Below are 22,891 nucleotides of genomic sequence, written 5' to 3'. Positions count from 1 at the left end.
CGTCAGCCCAGCCAGCTCAGCAGCGCTTCTGTAACCGCCTGTGGCGCTTCCAGTGTCGAGAGATGGCCGCAATCGGGAATGGTGCGCAGCCGCGCATTGCCCCCGATTCCATCGGCGATCTCCCGGGCTTCCGCGACAGGCGTGATCTGGTCCTCCGCGCCAACCAGAATCATTGTCGGCACCGAGATGGCAGCAAGGCCCGGCCGAGAGTCCGGCCGCCCCATGATCGCTCTTTGCTGGCGAACAAACCCTTTTGCACCAATATCTTCTGCCATTTTCCGCACATCGAGGCGCAGTACCTCGTCGGTCAGGCGTTCCGGCGCCACGAGCTTTTGCCAGAGCAAAGTCGTGACATTGTCGAAGGCCCCTTTCTCGGCGAGAGCAATCATCTGCTCACGCGGCGCGTTGGTTTCCGGCGTCGCCGGCTTCGCGCTGGTGTCGAGCAGCGCCAGCCGCGTCACGCGCTCCGGCGCCCGGCGCATGATGTCCAAGGCGATATAGCCACCCATCGACAGACCGCAGAGCGCAAACCGCTCCGGGGCCGCCTCCAGCAGCCGAGCTGTGATGGCGGCCAGGCTATCGTCGCGGGCATGATCGGCGACGAGGACCGGCCGCCCTGGGGCAAGCGCCGGCCATTGCGGTCCATAGAGCGCCGCGGTGCAGCTCAACCCTGGAATCAGCACAAGCGGCTCGTTCATGGCAATCATACCTTCCGTTCTTGCCTAGTTTGTTGACTTTCCCGCGTTATTTCTGCATTGGACAGGGGTCCGAAGGCGCGCAGGAAAGAGAAGTCGCGCCACCGTCGCGGTTGATAGGTCGTCCCGCCACGTGTCACCGACCCTGAAGAAGCGCAACTCTCGATGTCTTTTGCCGAACTCGGCCTCAGCGATAAAGTTCTGACGGCGGTCACATCCGCAGGCTATTCCACGCCTACCCCCATCCAGGCTCAGGCCATTCCCCATGTGCTCGCGCGCCGCGATGTGCTCGGCATTGCGCAGACGGGCACGGGCAAGACCGCCGCCTTCACCTTGCCGATGCTCACCATTCTGGAGAATGGCCGGGCCAGGGCGCGGATGCCCCGCACGCTGATCCTGGAACCGACCCGCGAGCTTGCCGCGCAGGTCGAGGAGAATTTCTCGCGTTACGGCGTCAACCAGAAGCTCTCGGTCGCGCTGCTGATCGGCGGCGTCTCCTTCGGCGATCAGGACGCCAAGATCACCCGCGGCGTTGACGTACTGATCGCGACGCCTGGGCGCCTGCTCGATCACGTGGAGCGCGGCAAGTTGCTGCTGACCGGCGTCGAATTGCTAGTCATCGACGAAGCGGATCGCATGCTCGACATGGGCTTCATCCCCGACATCGAGCGCGTCTGCAAGCTTGTGCCTTTCACGAGGCAGACCCTGTTCTTCACGGCGACGATGCCGCCGGAAATCACTCGGATCAGCGAGCAGTTCCTGCATAATCCGGTGCGCATCGAGGCTTCGCGTCCCGCGACGGCAGCCACGACCATCACGCAGCGCCTGATCGCCTCCAATTCGCAGGACTATGAGAAGCGCGACACGCTGCGCAAGCTGATCCGCGACGCCAAGGACCTGCAGAACGCGATTGTCTTCTGTAACCGCAAGCGCGATGTCGCGACGCTCCATAAGTCCCTGCTGAAACATGGTTTCCCTGCCGTCGCGCTGCATGGCGACATGGACCAGTATGCCCGCATGGCCGCACTGGAATCCTTCCGTACCGGCGAGAATCCGATCCTGGTGGCGAGCGACGTCGCCGCCCGAGGGCTTGACATCCCGGCCGTCAGCCACGTCTTCAATTTCGACGTTCCGACCCATGCCGAGGACTATGTCCACCGCATCGGCCGCACCGGCCGGGCCGGCCGCCTCGGCGCAGCCTTCACGATCGTCACCCGTCACGACGACAAGCTTGTCGCCGCCGTCGAGAAGCTCACCGGCCAGCCGATTGCCTGGGAAGGCCCCGGCCTCAACGACCTGCCTCCCGGTGAACCGCGCGACGAGCGTCGCAGCCGCCGCGACGACAAGCGTTCGCCGCGTGGCGGTCGCGGGCGTCCCCTGCGGACCCCACGCGAGGAAGCCGCACCGTCGGAAGAGGCAGCGGTCGTGGAAGTCGCCGATCGTGCCCCTCAGGACACCCGCCGCCGTGGCGAGGACCGGCCGACCAAGACCCGCATTCGCCATGCCAGCGAGCAGCCTGCGCCAGCGCACTCGCGCCCACATGATCGGCGTCGGGACGAGGACGATCGCGAACCCAAGGTCAAGGGCCTGGGCGATCACGTCCCGGCCTTCCTGCTGAGGCCCGTCAAGGTCGGCTGACACCGCAGCATCAACGGTATCTTAACACCGTTCCTCCAATCTTAGTGAGTGGCTAGGGCTTCCCGCAGCCACCCTGCGGGGCGCGATTGCCGCCGTCATGACGGACAGAATGTCCCGCTTCGATTCACAATCGAGCCCGAGATGGCCGGTGTGGCCAGCGGGATCGGCTCCGGTCGGGCGATGACGATGAGCGAACAGACGCAGTCCTCCCAGTACACGTCCGACCTGCCCGACCGTGTCGTTGCGGCCATGCGCCAACATGGCTCTCCCGGCTATCCCCGCGCCTTCGAGGTCTGGTACGCACATCTGAGCGGCGAGATGCCCGCACTCAGCATGGTGATGAACGCGATCATCACCGGTAGCGAGGGTCAGGTCGGCGCTGCCGATATCGACAGCCTCTATGACCGCTTCATCAGCACCGAACGGCTCGCGCGCCAGGCCGAACGCACCAGCCTGCAGGTTCTCGGCGAGATCGACAGCCTGATGTCGCTGGTCGATCGCGCGCTGGATTCGAGCGAGCGCTATCACGGCCGCCTCAGCGCGATGTCGGACGAAGTCCCGCCCATGACCGACCGGCAGCGCTTGCGCGAATGGGTCGAAGCGCTGGTCATGTCGACCCGCGAAGAGGTGGTGCGCAAGACCCAGCTCGAGTCGCAATTGAAGGACAGCTCCAACGAGATCCGCCATCTTCGCGAGGCGCTGGAAACGACGCGGGCCGAGGCGCTGACCGATCCTCTGACCGGCCTCGCCAATCGCCGCCACTTCGAGGAGATGCTGCAGAAATCGATCGACCAGGCGACGCTGCAGCGCGAGCCCTTTGCGCTGGTCATGGCCGATATCGACTTCTTCAAGACCTTCAACGACGCACATGGCCATCTGACCGGCGATCAGGTGCTGCGCCTCGTCGCCCGCACCATGAAGGACAAATTCAAGGAGAAGGCGGTGATCTCGCGCTTCGGCGGCGAGGAATTTGCGATCATCCTGCCGGAAGCCGATATCGTCGCCGGCAAATTCGGTGCCGAGACGGTGCGCCAGGCGCTTCTCACCCGCGAGTTGATCAAGCGCTCGACCAACGAAAACCTCGGTCGGATCACCATCTCGCTGGGAGTCTCGGTCTATCGTCGAGGCGACACGGCCGGTTCACTGGTCGATCGCGCCGATCAGGCCTTGATGCAGGCCAAGCGTGACGGCCGCAACCGCACGATCACCGAAGAGGCGCTGGACACGACAAGCCGCGTGGCCTGACTCGCGCTATCCGGGGATCAGGAGCCGGTAAGCGCCGTTTCGGCGTGGGGCTTGATCTCGACCGATTCGCCGCAGCCACAGGCGGAAACCTGGTTCGGGTTGTTGAAGACGAAGGTCGAGGAGAAGCGGTCGCTCCTGAAATCCAGCTCGGTGCCGAGCAGAAAGAGCACAGCCTTGCCATCGACGACCACGGTCGCATCCTTCTCGGTGACGACCTCGTCGCCCTTATGCGCCTCACGGGCGACCTCGAAGGTGTACTCCATCCCCGCGCAGCCGCCCTTCTTGACGCCGACACGAAGGCCGAGCGCCGGCGCGTCCGGATTGTCGAGCGCCGATTGCGCCATGATCTCGCGGATACGCGTCGCAGCGGCGTCGGTCAGCGACACCACCTTCAGGCCCGGAATTGAAAACATCCTCGTCCCTCCTCGATCGGGTTCAAGGCCCGATGAAACAGGATTGCATGTCCTACATAAGGATCGGTAAGCGCAACGTCGAGGTGTTGCGGCGCAACGGCGCCATTTCATTGCGCGCATTGCATGACGGACCGGGGCATGCACTGTGACATTCTCACCAGAAGCGGCTCGAACACACATGACCTATCGCCTGCACCGCCCGGAATCGCTCCATGCCCTCGTCCGCGAGATGGTCACAAGGGCCGGCTGGACGGAGGCGCAGGCACAGGAGACGGCACACCATCTCGTGCTCGCCAATCTGAGCGGCCATGACAGCCATGGTGTCGGCATGATCCCGCTCTATTTCACCTCGCTGGCGGACGGGAACCTGAAACCGGACGCAGCGCCCGTCACGAAACTCGACAGCGCTCCCTTCCTGATCATCGACGGCCAGGTCGCGCTCGGGCAGCCCACCGCGCGCGAGGCGGTCGAACGCGCAGCCAAGATGGCGCAAGACGGTGGCGTCGCCATCGTCAATCTGCTGGACGCGCACCATATCGGCCGCATCGGCCACTATGCCGAGATCGCCGCGGAAGCCGGGCTGATCTCGTTCTTCTGGGTGAATGTCGCCGGCCGCCCGCCGATCGTCGCGCCCTATGCCGCCAAGGAAGCCCGTTTCGGCACCAATCCGCACGCCATCGGCATTCCCGTGCCTGATGGTCAGCCGATCATCCTGGATTTCGCCACCAGCCGCATGGCGCATGGCAAGGCTCGCGTCGCGCTGAACAAGGGCGTTGAGGTGCCTCCGGGCTACATCATCGATGGCGAGGGCAGGCCAACGACCGATCCCTCCCATGTCTTCCAGCACGCCATTCCGGACCTGCCGCTCGGCGCGTTGCTGCCCTTCGGCGATCACAAGGGCGCCGGCCTGTCGCTGATTGCCGAACTGCTCTCAGCCGGACTGATGGGCGCTGCCCGTATCGACGAAAAGCCACAGAGGAGCTGGATCATCAATTCGCTGTTCGGCGTGCTGATCGACCCGTCGCGGCTGGAGCCGGACGCCGCGCTCCGCAAGAGCCGGACCGAGAGCTATCTCGCGTTTGTTCGCGCCGCGAAGCCGCAGGACCCGGCCAATCCCGTGCTGGCGCCGGGCGACAAGGAGCGCGCGGTCCGCGCCGAGCGCGCTCGCGCCGGCATTCCCCTTGACGATGAGACCTGGTCGCAGATCAAGGGGGCAGCGGCGCGCTACGGGATTGATGCAGAGCAGTACTGAGCGCTCAGGCTCGCAATGGGAGCACGGGGGCGCCAATGACGCTTGATGACTACAACGCGTTCTGCGCCTCGTTGCCAGCGACGAGCCATGTCGTGCAATGGGGCGGCGCCCATGTCTGGAAGGTCGGCGGCAAGGTTTTTGCCATTGCCGGCTGGAGCGGCGGCAAGCCGCTGGCCGTCACCTTCAAATGCTCGGATATGGCCTACACCATCCTCCAGGAGCAGCCCGGCCTGCGGCCTGCCCCCTATCTCGCCTCACGGGGAATGACCTGGATCCAGCGGCAATCCGATGAGAGCATGGCCGACGATGCGCTTCGGGATTATCTCCGCGAAAGCCATCGTCTGATTGCGCTCAAACTGACAAAGACGCTGCGCCAGCAATTGGGGTTGAACGGCTAAAGTATCGGCCCGAAAAGTGGATTGCGGTTTTCGGGAAAGCCGATGCAAAGACAAAGGGTTAGATCATCGGACTGGATACGATATCCGGTCCGATGATCTAAGGCGTCGGCCCCAAACGTGGATCGTGATTTTCGGAAAAGCCGACGCGAACACAGGAGATGAGGCCATCGGACCGGATACGAGATCCGGTCCGATGATCTAAAGCTGCGCCTCGCCGCGCAGCACCGGTACGCATCCGCCGCCGACGGTCGCGCGGATGCCGTCCTCACTGCGCCGCGCCGTCAATTGCAGCAGACTCGGGCGCCCCATCTCGACGCCCTGGGTGAGTTCGAAGCGTGCACTCTCGCCATCACCAAGCGATAGCAGCAACGCTGCCAGCGTGGCACTCGCCGAACCCGTTGCCGGGTCCTCCCATGTACCGGCCAATGGCGCAAACATGCGGGCGCGGATGCTCTGCCCATTACGCACATAGAGGAAGAGCGATAACCGCTTCTCCAGCTCCGGGTGCGCTGCTTCAAGCGCCCGGAACGATGCGAGATCGGGAACGGCCCGTGACAGAGCCTCCGCCTTCACTTCGGTCAGCACGAAGCGCACGCCGACCGAGGCTTGGAGCGGCTGGTGCGACACGACCACCACATCCGAGGGGTTCAGACCGGCACAGGCGGCAATCCCGGCAACGGGGAGCGTGATGCCTGTCGAGAGCGGCTGCGGCGCAGCGATCGTGGCGCCCGTCACCGTGCCATTGGGATCTCGCTCAACCTTCACCTCGACGAGGCCCGCGATTTCCTCGAAAAGAAGCACGCCATCGCGGTCGTGGCCATGCCGCGCCAGCACACAGGCCGTACCCACGTTGGGATGGCCCGCAAAGGGCATTTCGCCGGTGCGGTGGAAGATGCGGACACGTGCGGTATGAGCCAGATCGTCTGGCGGCAGCACGAAGGTCGTCTCGCTGAGATTCATCTCCGCGGCCAAGGACTGCATCTGCGCGTCCGACATGCCGCGCGCATCGGTGAAGACGGCCAGCGGATTTCCGCCAAAGCGACGGTCCGTGAAGACATCGACGGTTTCGAAGGGGTAGGACGGCATGGCGGCTCCGATCGACGCTGGAATCCGATGGCTCAGAGGGATTCCTCTTGCCATGAATTAGGGATTTGGCAAAGTGCCAGAATGAACCCGGCTGACCTGTTCCGCGCGCTCGCCAATGAGCGCCGCCTCCAGATCCTGGATTGGCTGAAGGATCCGCGCGCGCATTTTCCGCCACAGGTCGACGGAGATCTGGTCGAGGATGGGGTTTGCGGGGTCTTCATCGCCGAGAAGCTCGGTATCAGCCAGCCGACGCTGAGCGAACACATGAAGGTTCTCGTGCGGGCACGGCTGGTGACGCCGAGGCGGATCAGGCAATGGACCTTCTACCGGCGCAATGAGGAGCGCATCTGCGCTGCCAAGGCAGCGATGCTCGCAGAGCTTTAGCTCGGCGGAGATCAGTGCTCCTTCGTGGCGGTGTCGTAGCTCAGGCTCCAGCCATTGCCCTGCAGCCAGAGCCGCGCAGAGGATTTTTCGTCGCCGCGCCTGAGGCTGCGCACGAATTCCGCATCTTCGCCGCCAAAGGCCGCCCACAGGGCCGCCTGCTCGGCCGGCGTCCCGGCAAGGGCGCCTTCAGCGCAGACGAAGGATGCCATTCCGAGCCAGGAGACGCTGAAGCCCTCGCCCTGAGGTTCAACCAGATAGCCCGCACCGCGAAAGGAATGTCGCCCTCTCCTGCCCCTTGCATCGACCGGCCCGGGCACGCCAAGCGGAAAGATCAGCCGGCCACCGGGCGCGAGGCGATCGAGCCATGCCTCGGCAGGGCGGGCGGCGGCGAAATTGACGTAGATGCAATCGACCGGCTCGCGCGGCCATTCGGCGCCGTCGCCCTTGACGACCGTGACCGAGGGCTGGTCCGACAGATTGGCGGCGGCACGCTCGGCCAAGACCGGATCGTACTCGACCGCCAGCACCTGTCCCGCGGGGCCGACAAGCTGCGCCAGGATTGCCGTATAATATCCGGTGCCAGCACCGATATGGACGACGCGCTCGCCCGCACGCGGCCTCAGCGCATTCAGCCAATGGGCATGCAGGCTTGGGCTGCCGTTGTTGACGCCGCGCTCCGGCGCCAAGGCGATCAGGACATCCTGATAGACGACGGTCGGATCACTGGATGTCAGGATCGCATAGCTGCCGCCGCGCGACATATGCCATGGCGGCGGGCCGATGAAGCACTCGCGCGCGACTGCCGCAAAGGCGCTCTCGAGCGCAGGATTATCGGCGACGCCGACGCTGGCGAGCATCTGCCGGGCATATGCGCGCCGCGCGATCGCGAGCTCCCGCTCGTTCGTCCTGCGCTGTCCCCGCACGGAAGCCCGCCTGCCCTTGTCACCACATGTCGAGCGCTACTCTGGCCTCGTCCGACATCCGGGACTGGTCCCAGGGCGGATCGAAGGTCATGCTCACCGTCACCGCAGCGACGCCGGGCACGGCGCTCACCGCGTTCTCGACCCAGCCGGGCATCTCGCCGGCAACCGGGCACCCTGGCGCGGTCAGAGTCATGTCGATCGCGACCTGGCGGTCATCGGCGATATCGACCCGGTAGATCAGGCCGAGCTCATAGATGTCAGCCGGAATCTCCGGATCGTAGACCGTCTTCAGCGCTGCAACGATATCGTCGGTGAGACGATCGATCTCCTCCGGCGGCAGGCCCGAGCTCGCGCCCATGCTGGGGGCGTTCGGCTTCAGCTCTTCGGTGGCGCTCTCACTCATCACAACAATCCCGTTCAGGCGAAAAGGCTCTCGGCCTTCCGCAACGCCTCGACCAGATGGTCGACTTCTTCCAGCGTATTGTAGAGGCCGAAAGAAGCCCTGCAGGTCGACGTCACTCCATATCGGGCCAGAAGCGGCATCGCGCAATGGGTACCGGCCCTGACTGCGACACCTGCGCGGTCGATCACGGTCGCAACGTCATGCGCATGCGCGCCCTTCAACTCGAAGGAGACGATCGCACCCTTGTTCGCAGCCCTGCCGAATATCCGGATCGAGTTCATCTCGCCGAGCCGCTGCATGGCATAGCTGGTGAGCTTGGCCTCGTGGGCGGCGATATTCTCGCGCCCCAGCGCCATCATGTAGTCGAGCGCGGCACCAAGCCCCACGGCCTCGACGATCGCCGGCGTCCCCGCCTCGAAGCGATGCGGAGGGTCGTTATAGGTGATCGCGTCCTCGCTGACGGTGACGATCATCTCGCCGCCGCCCTCATAGGGGGGCAGCTTTTCCAGCCATTCGCGCTTGCCCCAGAGGACGCCGGAGCCAGTCGGTCCATAGGTCTTGTGGCCGGTGAAGCAGTAGAAATCGCAGCCGAGGGTCTGCACGTCGACCGGCAGATGCACCGCGCTCTGGCTGCCATCCACGACCAGCGGAATCCGATAGGCCTGACAGATGGCAGCAACCTCGGCGATCGGAACGATCGTGCCGATCGCATTCGACATATGGGTCAGTGCCACGATCTTGGTGCGCGGCGAGATCAGCTTCTCGAATTCCTCGATGAGGAAATTGCCGTCCTCGTCGATCGGCGCCCATTTGATCACCGCCCCATGCCGCTCGCGCCAATAGTGCCAGGGCACGATGTTGGAATGGTGCTCCAGGATCGAGAGAATGATCTCGTCGCCCTCCTGGATGCCGAGATGGCGCCCGAGAGACGAGGCAACGAGATTCAGCGCGCCGGTCGAGGACCGGGTGAAGATGATCTCTTCGAGATGGGCGGCATTGAGGAAGCGGCGCGCGCTTTCGCGCGCCGCCTCATAGGCCTCAGTCGACGCGTTGGCGAGGTAGTGCAGCCCGCGATGGACATTGGCATAGTCCTCGCGCATCAGCCGGCTCATCGCATCGATGACGACATTCGGCTTTTGCGCCGAGGCCGCATTGTCGAGATAGACCAGCGGCTTGCCGTAGACCTCCCGGCTCAGGATCGGGAAATCCCGGCGGATCGCCGCAACGTCATAAGGCTTCACCGGCGCATTCATGGTCAGGCCTTTCCAGGATTGCTTGGCCTGTCGGCGACGAGCACGCCGGCATGGCCCCAGTCCTCGCGCTCGATCTCCTGGATCACGATATGGGTGTTGTCCGGGTTCTTGCCGAGCACGCGGACAAGGGTCTGCGTGAACTCCTTGACGATCTCGGCCTTCTGTTCACGGGTCGCACCCTTGGTGATCTGGAGATTGACGTATGGCATCAGGCTGCCTTCTCGGCTGTGTGCTCGCGGTTGGCGAGCCAACCTTCGACTTCGCCCATGATCAGGTCGCGCAACGCCTCGTCGGCAACGAACTCGACCGCCTCGCCGGCAAAGGCCTGCAGAACCAGCGCCTCGGCCTGAGGCCGCGGCAGGCCGCGCGCCATCAGATAGAACAGCTGCTCGCCATCGATCTGCGCCACGGTGGCGCCATGGCCGCAGACCACGTCGTCGGCGAAGATCTCGAGCTCGGGCTTGTTGAACATGGTCGCGCCGTCGTTCAGGAGCAGCGCATTGCTCTTCATGCTGCCATCGGTCTTCTGCGCATGCTGACGCACGATGACCTTGCCCTGGAAGACGCCGGTGCCTTCGCCGCCAATGATCGACTTGAACAGCTCGCGGCTGGTGCCGTGAGGGACTTCATGGTCGACCACGAGCGTGACGTCGGAATGCTCCTGGCCACCGAGCAGGTTGACGCCGCGTAGCCCGACCTCAGTGTGCTCTCCGGCATAACGCACGAAATGCTGCTGACGCACCGTGCCCGCATTGCAGATCAACGCGAAGGAGTCGAACCTGGCATGGGCGCCAACAGTCGCGAGCAGACTCAGCACCTGCACTGTCTCGGCCGGCTGGCGCGTCACGAGCCGGATGTGCTGGATCTCGCTTTCGTCGCCGGCTTCGAAGACGATCGCCGTGTTGATTTGCGCAGCTTTCGCCCCGGCGCTCTCGCTGATCTCGACGATCGAGCCCTTGACGCCCTTGCCGGCAAGCACGACCGAGCGGCTGAAGATCGCCTGCTCGTCTTCGCCGGAGGCGAGCGAGATGATCGCGATCGGCGCCGCGAGTTCGGTGCCTTCCGCGATCTCGACCAGGACACCGTCACGCATCAACGCCGTGTTGAGCATCAGGCCGGTATCGCCTTCCGCGACGGCGGGACCGGAGAGGATCCGCGTCAGATCCTCGCGCGGCGAAACCAGCGCGTCGGCCAGGGCATGAACCGTGACGCCCTCGGGCAAGGCAGCGAGGCCCGAAAGCTCGGCATTGAAGGCGCCGTCGATCAGGACGAGCCTGAGACCGTCCAGCTTCAGCGTGGAAAGACGGTCGCGCACGGCCTGGGTTGCAGCATTGCCGCCGGCGAGAGGCTTCGCCTCGCGCAGCATCATGCGCAGATCCGTATAGCGCCAGGCTTCGAGGCGGCGATGCGGCAGGCCCTTGGCCTCGAAGCCGGCGAAGGCATCTTCGCGCAGCTTGCGAACCGGCCCGGCTCCCGGCAGCTCAGCCTTCACATTGGCGAACTGCTGGGCGAGGACCTGCTCGGCCGCGGTCTTCAGCGGGGTGACGATGGCCATCAGGCGGCCTCCCCATAGGCTGCGTAACCGCTCTTCTCGAGCTCCAGGGCCAGTTCCTTGCCGCCGGTGCGGACGATGCGGCCCCTGGCCATGACATGCACGGTGTCGGGCACGATGTGCTCGAGCAGGCGCTGGTAGTGGGTGATCACCAGGAAGCCGCGGCTCTTGTCGCGCAAGGCATTGACGCCTTCGGCAACGATGCGCAGCGCGTCGATGTCTAGGCCGGAATCGGTCTCGTCAAGGATGCACATGGAGGGCGCGAGCAGCGCCATCTGCAGGATCTCCATGCGCTTCTTCTCACCGCCGGAGAAGCCGACATTGAGCGGGCGGCGCAGCATTTCGCGATTGATGCCAAGGCCATCAGCTGCAGCGTTGACGCGCTTGATGAAGTCTGGCGTCAGCAGTTCGTCCTCGCCGCGAGCCCTGCGCTGCGCGTTCATCGCCGCCTTCAGGAAGGTCATGGTGGCGACGCCGGGGATCTCCAGCGGATACTGGAAGGCCAGGAAGATGCCGGCGGCGGCGCGGGCATCGGCCTCCATCTCCAGCACGTTCTCGCCATTCAGCAGGATCTCGCCGTCGAGGACCTCATAGTCCTCCTTGCCGGCGATGACATAGGACAGGGTCGACTTGCCGGAGCCGTTCGGCCCCATGATGGCAGCGACTTCGCCGTCATTCACGGTGAGGTTCAGGCCGTTCAGGATCTGGGTGTCCTCGTCGGCGATCTTGACGGTCAGGTTGCGGATTTCGAGCATTGGTCAGAGTTCCGGTTTCTGCCGCGTCGCGCTCGGTCTTGTGCCAAGCATCCGCGGCTGGTGTCTGTTCAAGAAGGGCGTGGCTGGTCTGGACATGCCAGACCATGATGTCGCGCTAGCCGACGGAGCCTTCGAGCGAGATAGTGATGAGCTTCTGCGCCTCGACGGCGAACTCCATCGGGAGTTGCTGCAGCACCTCCTTGACGAAGCCGTTGACGATCAGCGCCACCGCCTCCTCCTCGGAGAGGCCGCGCTGCTGGCAATAGAAGAGCTGGTCCTCACCGATCTTCGAGGTCGTAGCCTCATGCTCGAAGATCGCGGTGGCGGTCTTGGCCTCGATATAGGGGATCGTGTGCGCGCCGCACTGGTCGCCGATCAGCAGCGAATCGCAGTTGGTGAAGTTGCGCGCGCCCGTCGCCTTGCGATGCGCCGAGACCATGCCGCGATAGGTCGAGTCCGACTTTCCCGCCGCGATGCCCTTGGCGATGATCTTCGAGGTCGTGTTGCGGCCGAGATGGATCATCTTGGTGCCGCTATCGACCTGCTGCATGCCGTTCGACACGGCGATCGAGTAGAACTCGCCGCGCGAGCCGTCGCCGCGCAGGATGCAGGACGGGTATTTCCAGGTGATGGCGGAGCCGGTCTCGACCTGCGTCCACGAGATCTTCGAGTTCTTGCCACGGCAATCGCCGCGCTTGGTGACGAAGTTGTAGATGCCGCCCTTGCCCTCGGCATCGCCGGGGAACCAGTTCTGCACGGTCGAGTACTTGATCTCGGCATCATCGAGCGCGATCAGCTCGACCACCGCCGCGTGGAGCTGGTTCTCGTCGCGCTTCGGCGCCGTGCAGCCTTCGAGATAGCTCACATAGGAGCCCTCTTCGGCGATGATCAGCGTGCGCTCGAACTGGCCGGTGTTCTGCTCGTTGATGCGGAAATAGGTCGACAGCTCCATCGGGCAGCGCACGCCCTTGGGGATGTAGACGAAGGAGCCATCGGTGAAGACCGCGCTGTTCAGCGTGGCGAAGTAGTTGTCGGTCACCGGAACGACGGTGGCGAGGTACTTCTTGACGAGCTCGGGATGCTCCTGGATCGCCTCGGAGATCGAGCAGAAGATCACGCCGGCCTCGGCCAACTCCTTCTTGAAGGTGGTGACAACCGAAACGGAGTCGAAGACGGCATCGACCGCAACGCGGTTCTCCGGCGCGACGCCAGCGAGAATCTCCTGCTCACGGAGCGGAATACCGAGCTTCTTATAGGTCTCAAGGATCGCCGGATCGACCTCGTCGAGCGATTTCGGCTGCGCGCCCATCTTCGGCGCGGCGTAGTAATAGATGTTCTGATAATCGATCGGCGGGTAGTTGACGCGCGACCAGGTTGGCTCCGTCATCGTCTTCCAGCGCCGGAAGGCATCCAGCCGCCATTCCAGCATCCATGCCGGCTCGTTCTTGCGCGCCGAGATGTAGCGGACCGTGTCTTCGGTCAGCCCCTTGGCGGGCTTATCGACTTCGATCTCGGTGACGAAGCCGTATTTGTACTCGGTCACGTCAATCGACTTGACCTGATCAATGGTCTCCTGGACCGCTGCCATATTCAGTCTCCAGTCGCGGGTTCAAGGCCCGCCGGTTCTTTCAAGATAGTCGCCGGAACAGTCAGGCCGCCGCCTGCCTCTCCCGACCGGTTTTCGCGGCAAGCGCCTTCGCGTATGCCGCAAGGAAATGAGCGATATCGGCCTCGGAAGTGGTCCATCCCAGGCTCGCCCGCAAGGCCCCTGCACTCATGACAGGGTCGACGCCCATGGCATCCAGGACATGCGAGCGCTTGACCTTGCCCGAGGAGCAGGCCGAGCCGGACGAGAGCGCTATGCCAGCGAGATCCAGCATGATCAACGCCGTTTCCGCCTTGATCCCCGGCGTCGCGAAGGCGCTGGTATTCGGCAGACGCGGGGTAGCGCCACCGAATAGAACCGTCTCCGGTGCGAGGGACAGGATACCGGCTTCCAGCATGTTGCGGAGATCCGAAAGCCTGGCCGCCTCGGTCGCGATGGCCTCGCCGGCGATCTCGGCAGCGACGCCGAAGCCGACGATGCCGGGAACGTTTTCTGTGCCGGCACGCCAGCCACGTTCCTGCCCACCACCGCGAACCGGCTTGTCGGCGAGTTCGTAGGCACCACTGCGGAGGACGATGGCGCCAACTCCCTTCGGACCGCCGATCTTGTGCGCAGACAGAGCCAGAACATCTGCGCCCAATGCGTTGATATCGATAGAAATTTTGCCGGCGACCTGAACCGCGTCGCAGTGCAGCAGCGCGCCGTAACGCCTGGCAATGACCGCTGCTTCGGCAATCGGCTGAATGACGCCGGTTTCGTTATTTGCAAGATGCAGCGAAACGAGCGCCCGCGCGCCGGGTTGCTCGCTGGCCAATCTCTGCAGCCGCGCCTCGAGCCAGGCCAGATCGGCAAGCCCCGTGGCATCGACCGGGATGGTTTCCGCTGCACCACCTGCGAAGCGATGACCGTCGCGGACGCAGGCATGCTCGGTCGCGCCATAGAGCAGAAGCGAGCCCGGCACGCGGATGCAATCGCGTCCGCCACTGCATTCCATCAACCCCGGCGAAAGCACCGTGGCATTGGCCTCCGTGCCGCCGCTGGTGAAAACGACGTTGGCCGGGCTGGCAGCGCAAAGGCGTGCGACCTGTTCCCGTGCCTTCTCGACAGCAGCCCGCGCCAGCCTGCCCTCACCGTGGACGGAGGATGGATTGCCGGGCATGCGCAACGCGGCCAGCATCGCCTCCGCCACGTCCGGGCGAACCGGCGTGGTGGCGTTGTGGTCGAGATAGCTGCGGGCTGACCCGGTCACGTTTGCGAAGCTCCGATCCAGCGGCGGCCTGGCCGGCACGAAATGCTTGAAATTGCACCCCTGCGCCGTGCTATAGCCGCCCATCCAACCGGCCGTGTTCCGGGACCGCAGGTTCGCCAAAACGGCAAACCGCTCGTTTGTTCCGGTCTTGTTCACGGCTGTTAGAACTATTCTAAGCGCTTGATGTAGGGCGCGAGCGGCAGGTCCGTCAAGGGCAGCGGGACATTTTGGACGGCAGTTTGCCGCCGATTTGCCGGTTGCGCGCGGCTCTGCCCCAACAAAAGGCGAGTGTGATATGCCCGAGGTGATTTTCAACGGACCGGCCGGACGGATCGAAGGTCGCTACCAGCCCGCAAAGAAGAAGGGCGCCCCGCTCGCCATCATCCTGCACCCGCACCCTCAGTTCGGCGGCACGATGAACAACCAGATCGTCTACAATCTGTTCTACACGTTCGTGAACCGGGGCTTTTCGGCGCTGCGCTTCAATTTCCGCGGCGTCGGCCGCAGCCAGGGCCATTTCGACCATGGCGCCGGTGAACTGTCGGACGCCGCCGCTGCGCTGGACTGGATGCAGGCGCTGAACCCCGAGGCCAAGAGCTGCTGGATCACCGGCGTCTCCTTCGGCGCCTGGATCGGCATGCAGCTGCTGATGCGCCGCCCGGAGATCGAGGGCTTCATGTCGATCGCCGCGATGGCGAACCGCTATGATTTCTCCTTCCTGGCACCCTGCCCTTCCTCCGGATTGTTCGTGCACGGTTCGGAAGACCGCGTGGCGCCGGTCAAGGAGGTCATGGCCGTGATCGAGAAGGTGAAGACCCAGAAGGGCATCCAGATCGAACACGCCGTGGTCGAGGGCGCCAACCACTTCTTCGATGGTCGCGTCGACCAGCTGATGGAGGCGGTCAGCCTCTATCTCGACCGCAAGGTCGGCCCCGAGATCAGCAAGGCCGAACAGGAACAGGTCTGAATTCAGCCCTCATCCCAGGGAGTCGCGAAGCGGCATCCCGAAGGGCGCTCCAGCGCATGCTGGAGACATCCTTCGGGACGCAATCCGCGGTTGCTCCTCGGAGATGAGGTCGCATTATGCAAACGAGCTTTCGCCATGACGACTTTCAAATCCGATCTTCTGCGCGTTCTCTCCGAGCGCGGCTATGTTCATCAGATCTCCGATCCGGAAGGGCTTGATGCGGCTGCGCTGAAGGGGCCGATCAGCGCCTATATCGGCTTCGACGCGACCGCGACGTCTCTTCATGCGGGCTCGCTGATTCAGATCATGATGCTGCACTGGATGCAGGAGACCGGCCACAAGCCAATCGCGCTGATGGGCGGCGGCACCTCGATGGTGGGTGACCCGTCCTTCAAGGACGAGGCGCGCAAGCTGCTGACGGTCGAAGACATCGAGCGCAACCTGACGGGTATCCGCAAGGTTTTTGCCCGCTATCTCGACTTCGACGGTGCGGCGAGCATGCTGAACAATGCCGACTGGCTGCTCGGGCTCAACTATCTCGAGTTCCTGCGCGATGTCGGCCGTCACTTCTCGGTCAACCGCATGCTGTCCTTCGACAGCGTGAAGATGCGGCTCGACCGCGAGCAGTCGCTGTCCTTCCTCGAATTCAACTACATGATCCTGCAGGCCTACGACTTCGTGGAGCTGAACAAGCGCACGGGCTGTGTGCTGCAGATGGGCGGCTCCGACCAGTGGGGCAATATCATCAATGGCATCGACCTCGGCCACCGCATGGCGAATGTGCAGCTCTATGCGCTGACGTCGCCGCTGCTGACGACGGCCTCGGGCGGCAAGATGGGCAAGACCGCCAATGGCGCCGTCTGGCTCAATGCCGATCTGATGAGCCCCTATGAGTTCTGGCAGTTCTGGCGCAATACCGAGGACGCCGATGTCGAGCGCTTCCTGAAGCTCTACACCAAGCTCCCGATGGACGAGATCGCCCGTCTGGCAGCCCTCGGCGGTTCCGAGATCAACGACGCCAAGAAGGTACTCGCGACGGAGGCCACCGCATTGCTGCATGGCCGCGAGGCTGCGGAAGCGGCCTTCGAGACGGCGCGCCGGACCTTTGAGGAGGGCACGCTCGCAGAGGACCTGCCGAGTGTCGGAGTCTCGCGGACCGCTCTCGACGCAGGTCTCGGCGTCCTGACCGCCTTCGTCACCGCCGGCCTGGTGCCCTCGACCGGCGAAGCCCGCCGGCAGGTCAAGTCCGGTGGTCTTCGCGTCAATGACGAGGTCGTCACCGATGAGCGCGCGGCGCTCGGGGCAGGCCATCTCTCGCCGGAGGGCGTGATCAAGCTCTCCTTCGGCCGCAAGAAGCACGTCCTGCTGCGGCCGGAATAGACGCCCCAAGTCGCGACACCAAGTCGCGGCGCCGAGCCAGGCTCAGCGCTGGGCCTGGCTCGGCGCAGGGACCGGTAGCCTGGCGGGGCGCTCCAGAGGGGCGCCCCCGAGCGGATCGACGAAACGACGCAGGATGCCGGGCGCAATCGCGGAGAGCGGATTGATCGACATGGTCGGCGCGCTGGCAGATCCCGATATCCGGAAATTCAGGGCGAACAAGCCGCCATACTGACCTCCGCCGAGGATCATTCCGACGACCGGCACCTGCGCGAAGGCGTTGTTGAAGGCATAGCTCGGCACGAAGGTGCCGCCTATATCGACCTTGTCGCGGCCGTAATCGACATTCCCCTGAAGCGTGAACCCGATCTGCTGACCCCAGATCACCATGTCCGAGACATCCAGGCGGCTGGCAGAACGGGTGAATTCTGCCCTCAGCTTGGTGAAGGCGACCTCGCTGGCGTCGATGCGTCCTCCCGCTCCGCCAACGCGATCGCCGGACAGGGCCGTCACTGCCTGCTCTCCGAGGACCCGCCGCAACGCCGGTTCGTCGCGCACGACGAAGTTGCGGAAGAGCAGCTCTCCGCTTTGGCGCGTGTCGCCCGGGCCCAGCGTCAGCACCAGATCGCCGCCGTGAGCCCGACGGTAGAAGTCAAAGAAGCGCAGCACCGAGCCGCCATTCTCCGACTGCAGGACAAGTGTGCCGGCGCCCTCACCTTGACGGGCCTGCCTTGCGGAAACGCTTGCCCGGCCGATACGACCGTCGAAACTCAGGGAGCGCAGGTCACCATTTCGCTTTGAGAACTTCAGCACTCCGTTGCCGATCGCCTCGTTGTTGAATCCGGTCAGGATCGGCACGTCGAGATCGACGTCGACATCGTTGCCGCGCGCGGCGTTCTTGTCGCCTCGCGCCGTCGGAGCCGCGCCGACCTGCAGGTCACGAATGAAGGGCCGTACATCGGCAACCTGCCCGCGGATCACCAGCTTCGTTACCGTTCCGTCACGCTTGGCCTCGACCTTGAGATTGTCGCCTGGGGATATCCGAAACTGCGAGAGGCTGGCCCCCTCGAACCCACTCTGCTTGTTGAGCTCGATCTTGCCACGGATCAGGACCGGCGACGCATCGAGCGTGAAATCATCGAGATCGGGACCATCGGCATCGACCAAGTAATTGAAGGTCGCCCGCCCCGCGCGCCCGGCGGGCTTGGCGAATCCGGGGATTACTCCGTCGATCGCCGCCTTGGTCAGATCGAGTTCGACACGCGGCGCGATTTCCGCGCCCTTGCCAAGCTGTTTCGATACCTTGACCTGCACGGGGCCGTTGACGCCGAGCTCCGGCCCGAAGCCGCGCTTCTGGCGGGCAGCGTTGTCGAGCGTGAAGGCGAGCGTCGCCTCGCCCTGTCCCTTCGTGTTCTGGCGGATCTCCATCTGCGCGCGTTCGCCGCCGACGCGGCCTTCGCCCCGGATCGAAAGGCCAGTTCGATCGAACCCGACCGTGAAATTGGCCGCTTCGAGCTTCTCGGTGGCGAGCAATGTATCCGAGGCAATGTTGGAGAGCGTGCCGGAGGTCTGGACCACGACATCGGAAGGCTGGATATCGTCGGCCATCGGCAAGGTGATGACGGTCTTCAGGTCACTGCTGCCCCGGATCGAGGCCGGATCGCCTGCTCCGGGATTGAACTCCTTGAGCGCGGGAAAGGTGAAGAGTACCGCAACCGCGTCAGCCGGCCCGACGGAGCGGAAGCCGATCTTGGCCTGGGGACGCGGCGCCCAGGTATCGAGAATGCCAAAGCTGCCTTCGCTCAACGCGAGCTTTCGGCCATCACGCAGATCGGCTGTCGCCTTCGGGATGGTAAGCTGGACCGTCCGGCCGGTCGCGGTGCCGCTGACCGTGCCGTCGATCAGCGGCGGCAAACCGGGCCCCGGCAGATAGCGTACATTCGTCGCGTCCACCGTTACGAGCAGCGCCTTGTCGGGCATGCCTGCACCTTGCAGCATTCGGGCGTGATCTTCTGCCGGCAGGTCGACCTTGACATCCACCGCAGTGAGACGGCCTGCGGCCACCTCCCGGCTCAGCGAAGCGTGCAGATGGGGCGCAGTCCACTCCGGCCAGATTGCAAGGGCGGCCCGCGCGTCAGAATCCGTCGCCCGGATCCAGAACTGCTGATAGGGCGATTCGCCCCGCTTCTGCACAAGCCCGGTCATGTCGACCGCGATCAGCGGGCCGCGCAGTGAGAAACTCTCGATACGGACCTCCCCGGCCGAGCTGTCGAGGACGATGCCGCTCTGAATGCTGTCGATGGCGACCGCCGGATCCGAACCGACCCCGGCTATCTGTCCCTTGGCATCCAGCCCCACGCGCCAGACACCATTCTCTCCCCGCAAGCTGCCGGAACCACGCAGAACCGTCGGACCAGCCTTGAACTCCGCCGAGGTCACACGGAGATCAGCCAGCCCCGTTCCGCTCTCCAACTCGACATGGGCAGTATCGACCGAGATCGGTGCGACCGGGCTGTCGCGAAACGTGATCGTGCCAGGAAGGATGTCGAACCGCGCCGACATCTTGCTTTCGCCGCCCGGGCGCTGAGCCAAGGAGATCTTGCCCTTCATCGGCAGCCCGTTGATCGCGACACTGGACGTGCCCACGGCGAGAGCAACAGCCTCGGCGGGCTCGAAGCGAACGACATCGATCTCCGCCCGCCGCGTTCCATCCGGATCGGCCGACAGGTCGATAGCGAGTTCCTTCCAGCGCGAGCCGGTCCGGCCCTTCATCGTGAGGCGGCTGACTCCGTTGCCGACACGCGACAATCTGATGTCGACATCCTCGAGACTGGTCCTCTGTCGACCATCGGGATCGACCAGCGCCAGCCTCGCTCCGCGCATGCCTGCCGTTTCGAGCGCGCCGAGAAGACCGTCTCCGGCCGCAACCGTCGCGACGGCTTCCATGATGTTGGTAAAGACGTTCCAATGGCTGGCATCTGGAATGGCGGGCGGCTGCACCACCGGTTCCGGAGGGGCCGCATCCGCATTCACGATCAATGCGCCGTCATGATTGACGCCGAGGCGCATGTTGACGCCACGCAGGTCGACCGACACCAGCCGGATTTCGCCGCGCAGCAGCGCCAGCGGCACATAACCGAGCACGGCCTCCGGAGCACGGAAGGCCGCACCGCTACGGTGACGGAACGAAACCTGCCTGACCCGGAGCTGGGCACGCCCGTCGATCCGGCTGAGCTCTGCGCTGCCAGCCTCGACCTGCCAGTCAGGACCGAGCCGTTCTGCAATCGCGGCCGAGATGCGGCCCTCCAGGCCCGAGAGCGGAATCATCCCGGTGACCAGCAGAGCGCCAGCCGCGCCCGCCAGCGTCACCACAGCGACAGCCACCGCCACCACGATCGTGACAAGCCCAGCCTTCGCGCGCCGCGCGACCGCAGCAACCTCGTCGCAGGTCGTGCTTTCGGGTGCCACAACCCGCGGCGGCTCCTGACCGACCTTGTCGTTACCTTCGTTCACCAAGGACTTTCGCGTTCTGAAAGGGGCCGAAATGCGACTTCGGTCCGGCTTCACCAGATTCTATGAGTCTTCGCCGGCTCTGAATGGCCGTATGCGGGTTACACGGATGTTGCGGCCAGACTAACCGATTCGGCTTCTGCTCCATCCAGGCTGGCTGGCGCATGAACGGGCGGCACACCCTGCCCATCGATTCCGTGCGCTCCTTGCAGCGCGATCGCGACGAAAGGAAGGCAATTCATGGGCTTGCAGGTGGGCGATCTCGCACCCGAATTCACATTGCCAAGGGATGGCGCAGGCACGATCTCGCTCGCCGACCTTAGGGGACGCAAGATCGTACTCTATGCCTATCCAAAGGACGATACCGAGAGCTGCACAAAGGAAGCCATTGCCTTCAATGGCTTGCATGCGGAGTTTGCCGCAGCTGGGGCCGAAATCGTCGGGATCTCTCCCGATCCGATCAAGCGTCACGATCGCTTCAAGCAGAAATATGCCCTCACCTTCCCGCTTGTCGCAGATGAAGCCCGCGCGGTGCTCGAGAACTACGGCATCTGGGTCGAGAAGAGCATGTATGGCCGCAAGTATATGGGGGTGGAGCGAACCACCTTTCTGATCGATCAGGACGGCCGCATCGTGCGGATCTGGCCCAAGGTGAAGGTCGCCGGCCATGCCGAAGAGGTGCTGGCGGCCGTTCGGGAGATGTGACACTCGCCGCAGAATGCTGAGCCGGCGCTGGCGATTTGCAAAGGATTAACCCTAACAAGGTCTACTCGCATCATCGGCAGCGTTACATCCGGTTTTGCGTATGACTCATCCCGCCTCGCCTGGCCCGGCCCTTCCCGTCACGGGACTGGCCTCACACAAGAGCTACACGATCCGCCGTTCGACAGCCTTCGCGGGGCTCTCGCTTCTGGCCCTTACGACCGCCTGGGGCGGTGTGACCGGCTGGTACATCCTCAGCAAGGACGATATCGCGGCGCGGCTGATCGCCCGCGAAACCACCCGGCAATATGCCTATGAAGACAGGATCGCGGCGTTGCGCGCCGATATCGACCGGCTCGCCAGCCGCGCCCTGCTCGATCAGGATGGCGTCGAGGCTCGTGTCGACGAACTGGCCACGCGTCAGGCCGAGCTGGAGAGCAAGCAGGCCCTGGTCGCTGCCGTCACCGAAACTCTGCAGGCCGGCGGCATTGCATCGCCTGCAAAGGTTCCACTGCGTTCACGCCTGATCAAGGCGGAGGAACCGATCCGCGCCTCCAGCGTCTCAAGCTTCGCGCCGATCACCTCAAGCAAGCCGATGCCCGCTCCCGACGCTCCCGGGCTCCGCAGCTCGGAAGAGCACAAGAGCGTCCCCTGGCAATCGGGCGAGGCGGAGGAAGCTCCGCAAGCACCCGCGCAACGCGTCGCAGAATCGCTCACCAGGCTTGACCAGTCGCTGTCGGAGACCGCAACGGCGCAACTCGCCGCGCTACGCCATATGGAACAGTCGCTCGCCGAATCTCAGAAAACACTGCGCGGGGCGCTGGCGGAGACCGGGCTCGACACCGACAAGCTTGCCGCCACGACGACGATCGCCAAGGGTGTCGGCGGCCCCTTCGTCCCCTTCAAGGTCGATGCGTCCGCCGGTCCCTTCGAGGCCACATTGAGCGCCCTGCAACCGCGCATATCGGCGGTCTACCGGCTGCGCGGTCTTGTCGAGCAATTGCCCCTTCGCAAGCCGATGCAGGGCGAAGTCGACATGACCTCGAACTATGGCTATCGCGTCGACCCGTTCACCCGCAGCCCGGCGATGCATACCGGCATCGACTTCCGCGCCGAAACCGGCACGCCGATCCGCGCCACCGCGCCCGGCAAGGTTGTCTCAGCTGAATATACCGGCGGCTACGGAAACATGGTCGAGATCGAGCATGCGGGCGGCATCACCACGCGCTATGCTCACATGTCTGCCATCAGCGTTTCGGCCGGACAAATGGTGACGAGCGGGACCGTGGTCGGCAAGGTCGGCACGACCGGGCGCTCGACCGGCCCACATCTGCATTACGAAACCCGGATCGAGGGCGAGCCCATCGACCCGACGCGCTTTGTCCGCGCCGGGAGCAAGCTCGCCAACCAGCTCTAAAGCATCGGCCCGAAAAGTGGATTGCAGTTTTCGGGTGAGCCGATGCAATCAAGGAAGGCTAGCCCA

General features: G+C 64.3%; 21 protein-coding genes. 9 read left to right on the top strand and 12 right to left on the bottom strand.

Annotation, left to right across the window (positions count from 1 at the left end):
- Positions 1–2 precede the first annotated feature (2 nt).
- Positions 3–698, bottom strand: a complete 696-nt coding sequence (locus tag AC1DW9_RS17495; RefSeq protein ID WP_441505572.1) for an alpha/beta fold hydrolase — start codon at positions 696–698, stop codon at positions 3–5.
- A gap of 162 nt (positions 699–860) precedes the next feature.
- On the opposite strand from AC1DW9_RS17495, the gene AC1DW9_RS17490 reads away from it, so the two are divergent.
- Both AC1DW9_RS17490 and AC1DW9_RS17485 read left to right on the top strand, forming a co-directional pair.
- On the top strand, positions 861–2,333 hold the full coding sequence (locus AC1DW9_RS17490; protein ID WP_441491779.1) for a DEAD/DEAH box helicase: 1,473 nt from the start codon (positions 861–863) through the stop codon (positions 2,331–2,333).
- A gap of 186 nt (positions 2,334–2,519) precedes the next feature.
- The gene (locus AC1DW9_RS17485; RefSeq protein WP_441491780.1) at positions 2,520–3,578 is read left to right on the top strand and encodes a GGDEF domain-containing protein; all 1,059 of its coding nucleotides are present in this window, start codon (positions 2,520–2,522) and stop codon (positions 3,576–3,578) included.
- Positions 3,579–3,595: 17 nt separating this feature from the next.
- On the opposite strand, the gene AC1DW9_RS17480 is transcribed toward AC1DW9_RS17485, so the two are convergent.
- Entirely contained in the window at positions 3,596–3,991 is a 396-nt protein-coding gene (locus AC1DW9_RS17480) for a HesB/IscA family protein (protein WP_441491781.1), read from the bottom strand.
- A gap of 178 nt (positions 3,992–4,169) precedes the next feature.
- On the opposite strand from AC1DW9_RS17480, the gene AC1DW9_RS17475 reads away from it, so the two are divergent.
- The gene (locus AC1DW9_RS17475) at positions 4,170–5,243 is read left to right on the top strand and encodes a malate/lactate/ureidoglycolate dehydrogenase (RefSeq protein WP_441491782.1); all 1,074 of its coding nucleotides are present in this window, start codon (positions 4,170–4,172) and stop codon (positions 5,241–5,243) included.
- A gap of 35 nt (positions 5,244–5,278) precedes the next feature.
- Positions 5,279–5,641 (top strand): MmcQ/YjbR family DNA-binding protein, encoded by a 363-nt coding sequence (locus AC1DW9_RS17470; protein ID WP_441491783.1) that lies wholly within the window; start codon positions 5,279–5,281, stop codon positions 5,639–5,641.
- Between the two features lie 198 nt (positions 5,642–5,839).
- Here the strand turns inward: AC1DW9_RS17470 and AC1DW9_RS17465 are convergent, their stop codons facing one another.
- Entirely contained in the window at positions 5,840–6,727 is an 888-nt protein-coding gene (locus AC1DW9_RS17465; protein WP_441491784.1) for a PhzF family phenazine biosynthesis protein, read from the bottom strand.
- Between the two features lie 81 nt (positions 6,728–6,808).
- Between AC1DW9_RS17465 and AC1DW9_RS17460 the strand changes: the two genes are divergently transcribed.
- Positions 6,809–7,111 carry an ArsR/SmtB family transcription factor gene (locus AC1DW9_RS17460; protein ID WP_441491785.1) on the top strand — a complete coding sequence of 101 codons (303 nt, stop codon included), beginning with the start codon at positions 6,809–6,811 and terminating at the stop codon, positions 7,109–7,111.
- 11 nt (positions 7,112–7,122) lie between these two features.
- Here the strand turns inward: AC1DW9_RS17460 and AC1DW9_RS17455 are convergent, their stop codons facing one another.
- The 8 genes from AC1DW9_RS17455 to AC1DW9_RS17420 all read right to left on the bottom strand — a co-directional run bounded on the left by AC1DW9_RS17455 (position 7,123) and on the right by AC1DW9_RS17420 (position 14,852).
- A complete protein-coding gene (locus AC1DW9_RS17455) occupies positions 7,123–8,034 on the bottom strand; it encodes a protein-L-isoaspartate O-methyltransferase family protein (RefSeq protein WP_476775395.1) in 912 nt (303 codons plus the stop codon).
- Between the two features lie 19 nt (positions 8,035–8,053).
- Positions 8,054–8,437, bottom strand: coding sequence for an SUF system Fe-S cluster assembly protein (locus AC1DW9_RS17450; protein WP_441491787.1), 384 nt, complete (start codon positions 8,435–8,437; stop codon positions 8,054–8,056).
- A gap of 14 nt (positions 8,438–8,451) precedes the next feature.
- Complete coding sequence (locus tag AC1DW9_RS17445; protein ID WP_441491788.1) at positions 8,452–9,690, bottom strand: cysteine desulfurase; 1,239 nt, start codon at positions 9,688–9,690, stop codon at positions 8,452–8,454.
- 2 nt (positions 9,691–9,692) lie between these two features.
- Positions 9,693–9,899 carry a tautomerase family protein gene (locus AC1DW9_RS17440; protein ID WP_069880753.1) on the bottom strand — a complete coding sequence of 69 codons (207 nt, stop codon included), beginning with the start codon at positions 9,897–9,899 and terminating at the stop codon, positions 9,693–9,695.
- Positions 9,899–11,245: a Fe-S cluster assembly protein SufD gene (gene sufD, locus AC1DW9_RS17435; RefSeq protein ID WP_441491789.1), complete on the bottom strand. Its 1,347-nt coding sequence runs from the start codon at positions 11,243–11,245 to the stop codon at positions 9,899–9,901. Before sufD ends, AC1DW9_RS17440 begins: the two co-directional genes overlap by 1 nt.
- Complete coding sequence (gene sufC / locus AC1DW9_RS17430) at positions 11,245–11,997, bottom strand: Fe-S cluster assembly ATPase SufC (RefSeq protein ID WP_441491790.1); 753 nt, start codon at positions 11,995–11,997, stop codon at positions 11,245–11,247. The genes sufD and sufC overlap by 1 nt, the downstream gene beginning before the upstream one ends.
- Positions 11,998–12,112: 115 nt before the next feature.
- Positions 12,113–13,585, bottom strand: a complete 1,473-nt coding sequence (gene sufB / locus AC1DW9_RS17425) for a Fe-S cluster assembly protein SufB (RefSeq protein ID WP_441491791.1) — start codon at positions 13,583–13,585, stop codon at positions 12,113–12,115.
- A 61-nt stretch (positions 13,586–13,646) separates the two neighbouring features.
- The gene (locus tag AC1DW9_RS17420; RefSeq protein ID WP_441491792.1) at positions 13,647–14,852 is read right to left on the bottom strand and encodes a cysteine desulfurase family protein; all 1,206 of its coding nucleotides are present in this window, start codon (positions 14,850–14,852) and stop codon (positions 13,647–13,649) included.
- A 295-nt stretch (positions 14,853–15,147) separates the two neighbouring features.
- On the opposite strand from AC1DW9_RS17420, the gene AC1DW9_RS17415 reads away from it, so the two are divergent.
- Together AC1DW9_RS17415 and tyrS are read left to right on the top strand one after the other, a co-directional pair.
- Complete coding sequence (locus AC1DW9_RS17415) at positions 15,148–15,819, top strand: alpha/beta hydrolase (protein WP_113515436.1); 672 nt, start codon at positions 15,148–15,150, stop codon at positions 15,817–15,819.
- Between the two features lie 135 nt (positions 15,820–15,954).
- Entirely contained in the window at positions 15,955–17,199 is a 1,245-nt protein-coding gene (gene tyrS, locus AC1DW9_RS17410) for a tyrosine--tRNA ligase (protein WP_441491793.1), read from the top strand.
- Positions 17,200–17,241: 42 nt separating this feature from the next.
- Here tyrS and AC1DW9_RS17405 read toward each other — a convergent pair whose 3' ends face one another.
- Positions 17,242–20,709, bottom strand: coding sequence for a hypothetical protein (locus AC1DW9_RS17405; protein ID WP_476775396.1), 3,468 nt, complete (start codon positions 20,707–20,709; stop codon positions 17,242–17,244).
- Between the two features lie 237 nt (positions 20,710–20,946).
- Here AC1DW9_RS17405 and AC1DW9_RS17400 point away from each other — a divergent pair, with 237 nt between their 5' ends.
- Both AC1DW9_RS17400 and AC1DW9_RS17395 read left to right on the top strand, forming a co-directional pair.
- Positions 20,947–21,411 carry a peroxiredoxin gene (locus AC1DW9_RS17400; RefSeq protein ID WP_441491795.1) on the top strand — a complete coding sequence of 155 codons (465 nt, stop codon included), beginning with the start codon at positions 20,947–20,949 and terminating at the stop codon, positions 21,409–21,411.
- A 100-nt stretch (positions 21,412–21,511) separates the two neighbouring features.
- Positions 21,512–22,825 carry a M23 family metallopeptidase gene (locus tag AC1DW9_RS17395; protein WP_441491796.1) on the top strand — a complete coding sequence of 438 codons (1,314 nt, stop codon included), beginning with the start codon at positions 21,512–21,514 and terminating at the stop codon, positions 22,823–22,825.
- The last annotated feature ends 66 nt before the right edge of the window (positions 22,826–22,891 follow it).

Source organism: Allobosea sp. P4_E12 (assembly GCF_056401655.1).
Note: the sequence above shows the minus strand (reverse complement) of the source record. Positions and strands in the feature narration are given on the sequence as shown.